General features: G+C 45.9%; 10 protein-coding genes. 8 read left to right on the forward strand and 2 right to left on the reverse strand.

What is annotated here, in order from left to right:
• Nucleotides 1-254 precede the first annotated feature (254 nt).
• The 6 genes from FTU69_RS09220 (at nucleotide 255) to FTU69_RS09245 (ending at nucleotide 8,854) form a co-directional block, all read left to right on the forward strand.
• Nucleotides 255-1,832, forward strand: coding sequence for a TerC family protein (locus FTU69_RS09220; RefSeq protein ID WP_104489126.1), 1,578 nt, complete (start codon nucleotides 255-257; stop codon nucleotides 1,830-1,832).
• A gap of 79 nt (nucleotides 1,833-1,911) precedes the next feature.
• Entirely contained in the window at nucleotides 1,912-2,379 is a 468-nt protein-coding gene (locus tag FTU69_RS09225) for a YchJ family protein (protein WP_075167840.1), read from the forward strand.
• A gap of 63 nt (nucleotides 2,380-2,442) precedes the next feature.
• Entirely contained in the window at nucleotides 2,443-3,087 is a 645-nt protein-coding gene (locus tag FTU69_RS09230; RefSeq protein WP_005181518.1) for a trimeric intracellular cation channel family protein, read from the forward strand.
• A gap of 144 nt (nucleotides 3,088-3,231) precedes the next feature.
• The gene (locus tag FTU69_RS09235) at nucleotides 3,232-4,551 is read left to right on the forward strand and encodes an MFS transporter (RefSeq protein WP_005181520.1); all 1,320 of its coding nucleotides are present in this window, start codon (nucleotides 3,232-3,234) and stop codon (nucleotides 4,549-4,551) included.
• 257 nt (nucleotides 4,552-4,808) lie between these two features.
• The gene (parC, locus tag FTU69_RS09240; RefSeq protein WP_180103782.1) at nucleotides 4,809-7,028 is read left to right on the forward strand and encodes a DNA topoisomerase IV subunit A; all 2,220 of its coding nucleotides are present in this window, start codon (nucleotides 4,809-4,811) and stop codon (nucleotides 7,026-7,028) included.
• Nucleotides 7,029-7,177: 149 nt separating this feature from the next.
• Nucleotides 7,178-8,854, forward strand: coding sequence for an AMP-binding protein (locus tag FTU69_RS09245; RefSeq protein ID WP_180103783.1), 1,677 nt, complete (start codon nucleotides 7,178-7,180; stop codon nucleotides 8,852-8,854).
• A gap of 36 nt (nucleotides 8,855-8,890) precedes the next feature.
• Here FTU69_RS09245 and FTU69_RS09250 read toward each other — a convergent pair whose 3' ends face one another.
• Entirely contained in the window at nucleotides 8,891-9,277 is a 387-nt protein-coding gene (locus tag FTU69_RS09250) for a hypothetical protein (protein WP_180103784.1), read from the reverse strand.
• 103 nt (nucleotides 9,278-9,380) lie between these two features.
• On the opposite strand from FTU69_RS09250, the gene FTU69_RS09255 reads away from it, so the two are divergent.
• Nucleotides 9,381-9,782 carry an MAPEG family protein gene (locus FTU69_RS09255; protein ID WP_005181530.1) on the forward strand — a complete coding sequence of 134 codons (402 nt, stop codon included), beginning with the start codon at nucleotides 9,381-9,383 and terminating at the stop codon, nucleotides 9,780-9,782.
• A 117-nt stretch (nucleotides 9,783-9,899) separates the two neighbouring features.
• Nucleotides 9,900-10,424 (forward strand): inorganic diphosphatase, encoded by a 525-nt coding sequence (gene ppa, locus FTU69_RS09260; RefSeq protein ID WP_005181532.1) that lies wholly within the window; start codon nucleotides 9,900-9,902, stop codon nucleotides 10,422-10,424.
• A 102-nt stretch (nucleotides 10,425-10,526) separates the two neighbouring features.
• Here the strand turns inward: ppa and FTU69_RS09265 are convergent, their stop codons facing one another.
• A complete protein-coding gene (locus FTU69_RS09265; RefSeq protein WP_168383629.1) occupies nucleotides 10,527-11,837 on the reverse strand; it encodes an OprD family outer membrane porin in 1,311 nt (436 codons plus the stop codon).
• Nucleotides 11,838-12,499 lie beyond the last annotated feature (662 nt).

The raw sequence follows: 12,499 nt of genomic DNA on the forward strand, positions 1-12,499 counted from the left end.
TGTGATTGCAAAGAATTGTTAAAGCATGCAGCACAACCGTGACCAGGCCAAAAAAAGAGTGATTCTGGCGCCAATCTTTTCTATACTGAAATTGTGTTTGACAACAATAGAACCGTCATGGGTAGTGGACACTATCGCACCATACAACAACAGCCGCTTTTAATCTCTTTTCTTTTTCCCTTTCATTCCCCAGGTTTTGAAACAGCCGGTCTTGGCTGTCGCACAGCCAAAACGATACTCGTGGAGCATCGCCCATGATTTTTGAATGGATGTCTGATCCAGCCGCATGGGTGGGTTTGCTGACCCTGATTATTCTGGAAATTGTGCTAGGTATTGATAACCTGGTGTTTATTGCTATTCTGGCTGAAAAATTACCACCGGAACAGCGTAACGCCGCACGGGTGGTCGGGCTGATTCTGGCTTTGGGCATGCGCCTGATTCTGCTGGCGTCAATTGCCTGGGTGGTGACCCTGACCAATCCGCTGTTCCATATTTTTGATCATCCCTTCTCCGGTCGTGATCTGATCTTGCTGTTTGGTGGGGTGTTCCTGCTGTTTAAAGGCACCATGGAGCTGCGTGAGCGTATTGAAGGCAAGCCGCAACTGAAAGAAGAAAATCCGGTACACGCCACTTTCTGGATGGTGATTGTGCAGATTGTGGTACTGGATGCGGTGTTCTCGCTCGACAGTGTGATTACCGCAGTCGGTATGGTCAAAGAGCTGTCGGTGATGATGATCGCGGTGATCATTGCCATTGGTATTATGCTCTGGGCCTCTAAACCGCTGATGGACTTTGTTAACAAACATCCAACTGTGGTGATTCTGTGCCTGTGCTTCCTGATGATGATCGGTTTCTCACTGGTGGTGGAAGGTTTCGGTTATCACATTCCAAAAGGCTATTTATATGCCGCGATTGGTTTCTCGGTGATGATCGAGTTCCTGAACCAGGCCATGCGCAAAAATCAGGAAAAAATGGTCACCACCACTGACCTGCGTTATCGCACTGCTTCCGCGGTAATGCGGATGCTCGGCGGCAAACCGAACGGGCCGGAACCGGAGCATCCAAGTCCGGAAGAAGTGTTGGCGACACGTGCTTTTGCCGATGAAGTCTTTGCCGAAGAGAACAGCGTCTACCATACCGTGATGGTGCAGGGCGTACTCAGTCTGGCCGAGCGTCCGGTAAAATCGGTGATGACCCCGCGACCGGAACTGGAATGGTTGGATTTAGATGAAGACCAGGACAGTATTCAGGCCCAGCTGATGAATACCTCGCATTCACGTTTAATTGTGGTGCATGGCGAGCTGGACAATATTGCCGGGGTGGTGCTGACCCATAAGGTTATGAATGAATTTATTGAAACCGGCGTACTGAATTTTGAAAAACATCTGCGCGAACCGGTGATTGTGCATGAAAATGCACAGGTGTTGATGGTGATGGAACAGCTGCGTCAGGCGCCGCTGCAAATGGCAATTGTGCTGAACGAATATGGCTCGATTGAAGGTGTGGTCACCCCGATTGATGTACTGGAAGCCATTGCCGGTGAATTCCCGGATGAAGATACCCTCGACGCGGTTGCAGAAACCCTGGAAGATGGCAGCCTGATGCTGGATGGCTCGACTGATATCCGCCATGTCTCGTTATTGCTCGGTCGTGATCTGGTCAATGAGCTGGAAGAATATTCGACCCTGTCGGGTTATATCCTGTTCCATCTCGGCCGTTTGCCGGAAAATGGCCAACGTCTGCTGGCTGATGATCATATTTTTGAAGTGGTCACCATGGACGGGCATAAAATCGAGAAGGTGCATGTGCTGCCACAGCCGCCAGCCGAGTAGCACTCAGAATATTCCTGTTTTCAGCTCCAGTTCCGTTAAAATAGCCTGCATTGTCAGGCTATTTTTTTGGAAAATATTTATGTCAGAACAGCCTTGTCCTTGTGGCGCTGGGTTTTATCACAGTTGTTGCCAGCCTTTGCATTTAGGTCAGCAGCAGGCCCAAACTGCCGCTCAGCTAATGCGTTCACGCTATAGTGCCTTTGCCTTGCAGCAGATTGATTATATTGTCAAAACCACCGCAATTGGTCAGCAGCAGGCCCTGGATGTGGCCGCCATTCGGGACTGGAGCAGTGCCAACCAGTGGTTAAAACTGGAAATCATAAGTGCCCAGGAAAAGCTGGACAAAAGCCATGCCCAGGTCGAATTCAAGGCCTATTATCAGGATGGCAACCAGCCGCAGATACATCATGAAGTGTCGCATTTCGTCAAACATCAGGGTGTGTGGTATTTTCTTGATCCGACCACCGATCAGCAGATCACCATGAAACAGCCCTGTATCTGCGGTTCGGGCAAGAAATTTAAGCAATGTTGTGCGCAATTTTTATAACATTTGCCGTATTTTCGCTTATGATAACGCGCATCAATTCCCCTAGTGAAAGAAGGGCAGTTCATGTTGCTGTTGGTCATTTATATTATTGCCATTACTGCAGAAGCAATGACAGGTGCATTGTCGGCAGGACGGCGAAGCATGGACTGGTTCGGGGTGACCCTGATTGCCTGTGTCACCGCACTGGGCGGCGGCTCGGTACGTGATGTATTGCTGGGCCATTATCCTTTAACCTGGGTCAAGCATCCGGAATATCTGGTCCTGACCTGCGCGGCAGCCTTTGTCACCATTTTAATTGCCAAATGGATGCGCCATCTGCGTTCCATCTTCCTGGTGCTGGATGCCTTGGGCCTGATTGGCTTTACCATTATTGGCTGCCAGATTGCGCTGGAAATGGGCCACGGTTTTGTGGTGTCGGCGGTGGCCGGTGTGCTGACCGGCGTCTCGGGCGGGATTCTGCGTGATATTCTGTGTAATGATGTGCCGCTGGTGTTCCGCCGTGAGCTGTATGCCAGTATCTCTTTTGTGTCGGTGATCTGCTATTGGGTCTGTATTGAAATTGGCCTGTCGCTAGAACTAACCGTTATCGCCACGCTGATTTTTGGTTTTACCTTACGTTTAATTGCGATCTATTTTGGTCTGGAAATGCCAAAATTCATTTATAAGGATGATGATGAGCAGTCGGCCTCATCCAAAGATGCCTCCTAGCCACAAATCTCCTATAAATTAAACGGCATGACCGCTATCCAGATAGCGGTCATTGTCTTTAAAATCAAAGCTGATTGCTGTTGTCATAACAATAACCAGGCGCGCCATCCGCGTTTTCCTCTCCACCCTGTCAGAGCGTTTATTATGGATCTAGTTTCTCGTGTACAACGCTTACCGATTGGTAAGTTCCACTATACCTTGCTATGGGTCATCGGACTGGGCTGGATGTTTGATGCCATGGATACCGGTTTAATTTCCTTTATTCTGGCCAAAATGGCGGAAGACTGGCAAATGAGCCCGGCAGAAAAAGGCTGGGTGGTGTCAATTGGTTTTGTTGGCATGGCCATTGGTGCGGTGTTCTCCGGCGGGTTGGCCGACCGGATTGGGCGTAAAACCGTATTTGCCACGACCCTGGTGATTTATAGCCTGGCCACAGCGGCCTGTGCCTTTGCCCCAAATTTAAGCTGGTTACTGTTTTTCCGCTTTATTGTCGGTTTAGGGCTGGGCGGGCAGTTGCCGGTTGCGGTGACTTTGGTCAGTGAATATATTCCGGCGCATGTGCGGGGCCGTTTTATTGTGCTGCTGGAAAGCTTCTGGGGGCTGGGCTGGCTCTGTGCGGCGCTGGTGTCTTATTTTGTGATTCCGACCTTTGACTGGCATATGGCCTTTTTAATTGGTGGTTTGCCGGCGCTCTATGCCTGGGTCATCTGGAAAAAAGTACCGGAATCGGTGCCGTATTTGATTAACCGCGGCCGGGTCGAAGAAGCGCACAAACTAGTACAAAGTCTGGAACGCCGCTGCGGTGTCGAGGTGATTGAACAGCTGGAAGTGAAACCGGTGGCCGCCAAACAGAATATTTCTTTTGCCCAGCTGTGGTCGGGGCCATTTGCGCGTCGTACCCTCATGCTGTGGCTGATCTGGTTCGGCATTGTCTATTCCTATTATGGCATTTTTACCTGGCTGCCAAGTCTGCTGGTCAAGGAAGGCTATACCATTGTGCAGTCCTTTGAATATGTGCTGATCATGATTCTGGCGCAGTTGCCGGGTTATATTGCGGCGGCCTGGCTGGTAGAAAAACTTGGCCGCAAAGCCACACTGGCCGGCTTTATTGGGCTGTGTGCGGTATCGGCCTACTTCTTTGGACAGGCCAGCAGCGTCGGCATGATTGTGTTCTGGGGGTGTCTGATGTCGTTCTTTAATTTAGGCGCCTGGGGTGTGCTGTATACCTATACACCGGAACAGTATCCAACCAATATCCGTGCCTTTGGTTCCGGCTGGGCTTCGGCGGTGGGCCGTATGGGCGGCATTGTTGCGCCTTTGGTGGTGACCCAGATGATGGTGATGCACAACGGCTTTAGCTATGTATTTATGATGTTTACCGCGGTGCTGCTGGCCGTGGCACTGGTGATTGTGTTGCTGGGTGAAGAAACTCGCGGCAAGACCCTGGAGTCGATTGGTTTATAAGCAGCCGCTTATACAGATAATTCAAGATGCGCTGGCTATTGTGCCGGCGCATCTTTTTTATTTCTGGAATATGTTTTTCAACGTGCAGTCAGGCTTGTGCATTTTTCAGTTGATTGACGCGCCTAAAATGGATATTTTTACGCCATAAGACATAAATTGTCGCAGAGTGTGATCGGCTACCCTTGTGCTGGCCGCGGCTGCGGCATAGCATAAGAACGTCAAAACTATAACGCATTAATTTAGGATTACAGGTTGTTATGACAAGCCTCGCGCATCATGCGACAGAAAACCGTTCCGTAGCAGAATTTACTGAACAAGCATATCTCAGCTATGCCATGTACGTGATTATGGACCGTGCATTGCCTCATATCAGCGATGGCCTGAAACCGGTACAGCGCCGTATCGTCTATGCCATGAGCGAGCTGGGTCTCAAGCCAAGCAGTAAACCAAAAAAATCTGCACGTACGGTCGGTGATGTGCTGGGTAAGTACCATCCGCATGGTGACTTGGCCTGTTATGAAGCCATGGTGTTAATGGCGCAGCCGTTTAGCTATCGTTATCCATTTATTGAAGGGCAGGGCAACTGGGGTTCACCGGATGATCCAAAATCCTTTGCCGCAATGCGTTATACCGAAGCCAAATTATCCGCATATAGTGACCTGTTACTGTCTGAACTCGGTCAGGGCACCTGCGACTGGCAGGACAACTTTGATGGTTCCCTAAAAGAGCCAGTGACCTTGCCGGCACGGGTTCCAAATATCCTGCTCAATGGCACCACCGGCATTGCCGTGGGTATGGCCACCGATATTCCGCCGCACAACTTGCGTGAAATCATTAAAGGCACCATCGCCCTGATCCGTAATTCGAATTTAAGCGATAGCAAGGTTGCAGAATATATTCCTGGCCCGGATTTACCGACCCGGGCTGAAGTAATTACCCCGCCAGATGAACTGTTAAAGATTCAGACCACTGGACGCGGCAGTTATCGCATGCGTGCGGTGTATACCATTGAAAAAAATGAAATTGTTATCAGTGATTTACCGTATCAGGTCTCTGGCTCAAAAGTCATTACCCAGATTGCTGACCAGATGCAGGCCAAAAAGCTACCACTGGTGACCGATGTACGGGATGAGTCGGACCATAAAAATCCGACCCGTCTGGTGATTGTGCTGCGTTCCAACCGGATTGATGCCGATGCGGTGATGAGCCATCTGTTTGCAACCACCGATCTGGAATCAAGCTATCGGGTCAACATGAACATGATTGGTGCCGATGGTCGTCCACAGGTGAAATCGATTCGCCAGATTTTATTGGAATGGATCGAGATTCGTAAACATACCGTCACACGCCGCCTGCAATATCATCTGAACAAGATTGAAAAACGCCTGCATATTCTGGCCGGCTTGCTGATTGCCTATTTAGACATTGATACCGTGATCCGCATTATCCGCGAAGAAGATCATCCCAAAGCAGAGCTGATGGCGCACTTTGGTATTGATGAGATTCAGGCTGAAGCCATTTTGGAACTCAAGTTGCGCCATCTGGCCCGACTGGAAGAAATGGAAATCCGTCGCGAACAGGAAGAACTCGAGGCCAAAGCTGCCACAATTCGTGAACAGTTGGCCAATCCGGAATCATTAAAAAACCTGATTATTACGGAGTTAAAAGACGACGCCAAAAAGTTTGGTGATGACCGCCGTTCACCAATCGTGCAGCGCGCTGAAGCCACTGCCATTAATGAACAGGACATGCTGCCGGCTGATCCGGTAACCGTGGTGCTGTCTGAAGCTGGCTGGATTCGCTGTGCCAAAGGCCATGATGTCGATGCCGAAAACCTGAATTTCCGCGCGGGTGACCAGTATTTAAGTCACGCCCAAGGCAAATCCAACCAGCGTGCCTATGTGCTGGATGACACTGGACGCAGTTATGGTGTGGCCATTAACAGCCTGCCATCGGCGCGTGGTTTGGGTGAACCGCTCAGTTCACGTTTATCACCGGCCAGCGGGGTCGGCTTTAAACAGGTGTTTGTGGCAGAAGATCAGGCTGAAATTCTGGTCATGAGCAGCAAAGGTTATGGCTTTAAAACCCAAGCCAAACAGCTGGATACCAATGCCAAAGCCGGTAAGGCTTTCCTGAGCCTGTCTGAAGGTGCCAGCGTGATGAATCTGCAAACTATTGAGCAGTTCAGTCATGTTGCGCTACTCAGTTCTGCCGGCCGTTTACTGATTGTTGATCTGGCAGAATTACCGGTGCTGAACAAAGGTAAAGGTAATAAATTGATACAACTTGAACCGAAAGATCAGATTGTATCCATGACAATGCTAAATTTAGATGAAATAATTCAAGTGTTTGCAGGACAACAGCAGTTAAAATTAAAAGGTGATGACTTGCAGAAGTATATCGGTAAGAGAGGAACCAAGGGACAGCTTTTACCACGGGGATATCAAAAAGCAAATAAACTGTTGATTCAGAGATAAGACTAGCGTTGTTTACATAAAATACGTTATATATGAATCGAATTCGTGAAAATGGATCCACTGCTGTACATAAACAAGCCAAAAAATGAAGTGCGGCAGTGTATAAAACAGTTGAATACTAAGGATTACTGATTGGAGAGATTGGCATTATGGAAAAAATTTGGTTTGAAGAATACCGAAAGACAGGGATTCCAGAAACTGTAGAGTTGCCACCGGAGAATACGTCACTGGTTGATATCTTTGAACGTAATTTCCAGAAGTTTGGTTCACGTGATGCCTTTATCTTTATGGATAAAGTGCTGACCTTTGCTGAACTGGAAGAAGCAAGCCGCAAATTTGCAAGCTATTTGCAAGGTCTGGGCTTGGCCAAAGGCACACGTGTTGCAGTGATGATGCCAAACGTTCTTCAATATCCAGTGGTGGCGTTGGGTGTATTCCGTGCCGGTCTGGTGCTGGTGAATGTAAACCCGCTGTATACCTCACGTGAACTTGAGCATCAGTTAAATGACTCTGGCGCAGAAGTGCTGGTGATTATTGAAAACTTCGCTTCTGTATATCAGGCGATTCTGGGTAAAACCCCAGTCAAGCACGTCGTGGTTGCCTCTGTGGGTGACATGCTGGGCACCTTAAAAGGTACGTTGGTGAACTTTGTCTTACGTTCAGTGCGTAAACAGATTCCGGCGTGGGACCTTCCGGGTCATGTCAAGTTTAATGCGGCCATGTCGAAAGCCAATATCAGCAACTACAAGCGTCCAAGCCTGACCCTAAGTGATACGGCAGTACTGCAATATACCGGTGGTACGACAGGGGTATCTAAAGGTGCAGAACTGACCCACCGTAACCTGGTGGCCAACCTGATGCAGTGTGATGGCATTTTCCAAAGTAAATTTGGTGCTCAAGATGGCGCGCCAGATGACCGTATTTTCTGTGCCTTACCGCTGTATCACATCTTTGCTTTCATGGTGTGTGCACTGTACGGCATGTACAAAGGTCAGGCCAACATCCTGATTCCAAACCCGCGTGATTTACCGGCGGTAATTAAAGAATTGCGTAAATACCAGCCATCGTTCTTCCCGGCTGTGAACACGCTGTTTAATGCGCTGGTCAACAATGAAGAATTCAAACAGCTGGATCACAGCAAACTGAAGATGGCGATGGGCGGCGGTATGGCTGTATTACCATCTACAGCGGAAGCCTGGAAAAAAGTAACCGGTACCAACATCATTGAAGGTTACGGTTTATCTGAAACTTCACCGGTGGCTACTGCGAACCCGCCAGCGTCTGAAGCCTTCAGTGGTACTATTGGTATTCCATTGCCATTAACTGAAGTGGCGATTCTGGATGATGCCGGCAATGAAGTGGCACTGGGCGAGCAGGGTGAAATTTCAATTCGTGGTCCACAGGTCATGAAGGGTTACTGGAACCGTCCAGATGAAACCGACAAAGTCATGTTCAATGGTTTCTTCCGTACCGGTGATATCGGGGTGATGGACAGCCGTGGTTATGTGAAGATTGTTGACCGTAAGAAAGACATGATTCTGGTGTCTGGCTTTAACGTTTATCCATCTGAAATTGAAGAAGTTGTAGCGAAGCATCCAAAAGTGCTGGAAGTGGCTGCAATTGGTGTACCAGATGAAAAATCAGGTGAAGTGCCAAAACTGTTCGTTGTGAAGAAAGATCCTTCATTGACGACTGAAGAAGTTCTGGCCTTTGCCAAAGAAAACCTGACCGGTTATAAACGCCCACGTTATGTTGAATTTATGGATGAATTACCGAAATCTAACGTAGGTAAAATCCTGCGTAAAGACCTACGTAAGACTGCATAAATTCTGCAATAAAAAAAGCGCCTAAGGGCGCTTTTTTTAATTCTCTTTTTTCATTAGCCAGCGGTCGAAGTAGGGACGTCCAACCCCCATCACCCCGAGGAAAATAAACATTGAGCCAAACTGACGGCTAAAACCGGAGGAATGGAAGCTGCCATAACTTAAAATATTATCAATCAGGCAATACACCAGAATTATGGTCACCCAGTGCCATAAAGGTAGACGTTTAATTCCCACAGCATACAGGGCCACCCACAGCACCACAAAGGTAAACAGGGTCGACCAGATATTCAGGTTGGAACAGATGACCGTTAATAAAAAGGCCACAATGGGAATCACAATTTTTAAGGCCCGATCGACTTGCAGCTGATGCTGGCGCTGTTTTTCAAGTACATCGAACATTTCTTTTTGATCAGGATTGACCATCATGAATCCTACACAATGAATAAAAACACCCTATTTAACAAAATTTATGCTTAAAACACCATGCTATGATAAAGTTTTGAAGAATTCCGACGAGAAAAAATAGATGCAAAGTATTAGTGGAATCGTCTATCTGATTCTAATCGCCTGCCTGTTGCCTTATTTATTTGCAGTAATTGCAAAAATGGCTGGCGGCTTTAAATCTGAAGATAATCAAAATCCACGTTCTTTTTTAGCCAATACTACCGGTCTGGCGGCGCGTGCCAATGCTGCCCAGCAAAACAGCTTTGAAAGTCTGCCGCTGTTTATTGCCGCCATTTTACTGGCCGAATATATGGTGATTCCGCAGTTTATTATTATGACCTTTGGCATTGCCTATCTGGTGTTTCGTCTGCTGTACGGGCTGTGTTATCTGGCCAACTGGGCGACGTTGCGCTCGATTATCTGGTTATTATCGTTACTTTGCCCGATCTGTTTATTGCTGCTGGTGATTAAACTGACCGCGTGATTGCACAGCAAAATATCTATTTTTATGTCATGAATGTATAATCGCGAAGTCATTAATAGCCGAAACCCGTTATAATTGACGCGGTTTAAAAAATTTAATTTGTGAAAGAGTGATGCCATGAGCTACAGCAATATCCCAGCGGGTAAAGATGCGCCAAATGATATCTATGTAATCATTGAAATTCCTGCCAATGCAGCGCCAATCAAATACGAAATTGATAAAGATTCTGATGCGTTATTTGTCGACCGTTTCATGGGTACTGCAATGTTCTACCCAGCAAACTACGGTTATGTGCCAAATACCTTGTCTGAAGATGGTGACCCATTAGACGTATTGGTGGTAACACCACATCCGGTTGAACCAGGTTCAGTAATTCGTTGCCGCCCGGTCGGTAAATTGAACATGGAAGATGACGGTGGTATTGATGCGAAACTGATCGCGGTACCGCACGACAAATTGACTCCAATTTACAAAGATGTGAAAGAATATACCGATCTTCCACCGTTACTGATTCAACAGGTTGAACACTTCTTTGCCCACTATAAAGATTTAGAGCCAGGCAAATGGGTGAAATTGACCGGTTGGGAAGGCGCAGACGTTGCCAAAGCTGAAGTATTAAAAGCGATTGAAGCTGCAAAATAATACGGCTTTTCCCCCCTCACTGAGCTGTTTTGTTTAGTGAGGACGCCATAAAAAAACCTGCACAGTGTGCAGGTTTTTTTGATTTAAACCATCGTCAGGACATTAGAATAATTTCACCGGGATGTCTAACCAGATACGCCATTCGTTGGTTGAGCCGATAGCATTACTTACATAGTTGCCAGAAGCATTATTGTAAGTATCACTTGCGCGCAAGTATGAGTGACGTAAGCGTAAGCTTGCATCTTTGAATGCACCAGATTGAACCGTATATTTCACTTGGTTAAAGAATTCATGTTCTTCAGCTTGGTCGATAATTTGTGCTGGATTATTTATTTCGGCTACATCAATATCCCAACCATAAACGAATGCTGTTGTCCAGTTTAGACCTGGAAGACCATGGTTTTTAAAATTATAGTTGTACTGTAAGCCAACAGATTTTTCATCGTTACCATTAAAGTCGGATAAGTATGAGTTTGGTACATAAATGCTTTGTAGACCATCTGCGTTGTAAGCATAGTCGTAACCTATGTTGCCCGCATTATCTTGGTATGCAAGCATCAAATTGTGTGCATCTCTGTTATAGCTTGCAGATACACCCCAAATTGAGTTAGTCAATTCTTCAGTCGCACTGCGTGGATCAGTGGTTGCTGCTCCAACTTTCCATTTAGTATTGTAACCCATTGCATCTAAAGTTACGGTCGCACCATTTGCTGTAGGAAAGCTGTAATTTACATTCCCATAGTGACGATCTAATTTATCTTTAACGTCTACCCCATAATAAGAGGCATTAACTTGGTCGTTAAATTTGTATTTTACACCCCAGAAAATAGCACTATCCAAACCTTGTTGGTCTGAGCTGATGTCATTTGACCATTGGTTTTTAGTAAATTTACCACCAATTAACGTCAAGTCTTTAATTTCGTTACTTTCAATATAAAGACCAGTGTAGTATTCAGGTGTTAAGCGTGCTGTATTGCTTGCAATTACTGGTATTTCAGATACTTGCGTACCATATTTAGCTGTTGTATTTGATACGCGTGCTTTGACATAAGCACCACCACGTGCCCAGTGGTCATAAGCAGAACCATCGTTGTGGACTGGAATCATTTGGTTGCCAGTATTTTTGTTTTCACCTAGTTTGAATGAAGCATCACCAATGATACCTGCACCAAAACCAACAATACCTTTAGTAAAGCCAGAATCTAGATTGATAATTGCTGTTTGAGCTGCAGAGCTTGTGTCGTTTGTTAATCCATCTTTTTTATCACGATTCAAATAACCTGTACGGAATAAAACCGAACCGTTTGCGTCTTCTACAAAGCCTTTAGATTCACTTTGTTCGCTAGCAACAGCTGTAGAAATTAAAGCAGCTTGTACCAGGACTGCTAATGTTAATTTTTTCGCGTTTAGCATTGGGAGAGAGCCTCATCCAGAATGTTATGTTTCAATTTGTTTAAAAAGAACCCAGAAACCGGAAGAATTTTATAGGGAATTTGTAAAAAAGATACCGTTTTATCCATTTTTCTTTGAGAAAAATGCAAACGCTGGCGTATACAGTTTCAATCCTTGCTCTTGTAAAACACCCTTCCTGGGTCATATTGCAGAAAATTTGCTTCTCAAAACAGGAAGGCAATTTTCGCGCTTTAATGTACTGTGTTTATACTTTTTATTCAAAAAATTTTTGATTTTGCGGTTTTAGACAGTGTGAAGATACAGAAAATTTGGCACTTTACAGGGGAGTAAAACGTACATAAAAGATTTATCTCGCTGAATTTTTTATGCATTTCGTTGAAGCTATGATTAGAACTATCTCATGCATCAGTGCATTCTAGTGGAATGCAAGATTGCACTTTTTTTAAGCAGTAAAAAGGCTTTTGAATGATTAAGCGACTCAAAATAGCGCATGATGTAAGCAAATATAAATGCTCTGGTTTATCTCACAATACAGCGAAAGGATTAGCACATCAGCAGGATTGAAAAAGTATCATGCTGTTTTTAAATTTTTATCTGATATTAAAAGTTTATATAAAATAACAGGTTGAAACTAATTAAAGAAAAATTGAAATCATTCTTTT

The sequence above is a fragment of the Acinetobacter sp. YH12134 genome, assembly GCF_013418555.1.
GTDB classification, from domain to species: Bacteria; Pseudomonadota; Gammaproteobacteria; order Pseudomonadales; family Moraxellaceae; genus Acinetobacter; species Acinetobacter indicus.

Bases quoted from the DNA above. Each gene is read 5' to 3' on its own strand.
- FTU69_RS09220 (WP_104489126.1), top strand. From the start codon at position 255: ATGATTTTTGAATGGATGTCTGATCCAGCCGCATGGGTGGGTTTGCTG.
- FTU69_RS09225 (WP_075167840.1), top strand. From the start codon at position 1,912: ATGTCAGAACAGCCTTGTCCTTGTGGCGCTGGGTTTTATCACAGTTGT.
- FTU69_RS09230 (WP_005181518.1), top strand. From the start codon at position 2,443: ATGTTGCTGTTGGTCATTTATATTATTGCCATTACTGCAGAAGCAATG.
- FTU69_RS09235 (WP_005181520.1), top strand. From the start codon at position 3,232: ATGGATCTAGTTTCTCGTGTACAACGCTTACCGATTGGTAAGTTCCAC.
- parC (WP_180103782.1), top strand. From the start codon at position 4,809: ATGACAAGCCTCGCGCATCATGCGACAGAAAACCGTTCCGTAGCAGAA.
- FTU69_RS09245 (WP_180103783.1), top strand. From the start codon at position 7,178: ATGGAAAAAATTTGGTTTGAAGAATACCGAAAGACAGGGATTCCAGAA.
- FTU69_RS09250 (WP_180103784.1), bottom strand. From the start codon at position 9,277: ATGGTCAATCCTGATCAAAAAGAAATGTTCGATGTACTTGAAAAACAG.
- FTU69_RS09255 (WP_005181530.1), top strand. From the start codon at position 9,381: ATGCAAAGTATTAGTGGAATCGTCTATCTGATTCTAATCGCCTGCCTG.
- ppa (WP_005181532.1), top strand. From the start codon at position 9,900: ATGAGCTACAGCAATATCCCAGCGGGTAAAGATGCGCCAAATGATATC.
- FTU69_RS09265 (WP_168383629.1), bottom strand. From the start codon at position 11,837: ATGCTAAACGCGAAAAAATTAACATTAGCAGTCCTGGTACAAGCTGCT.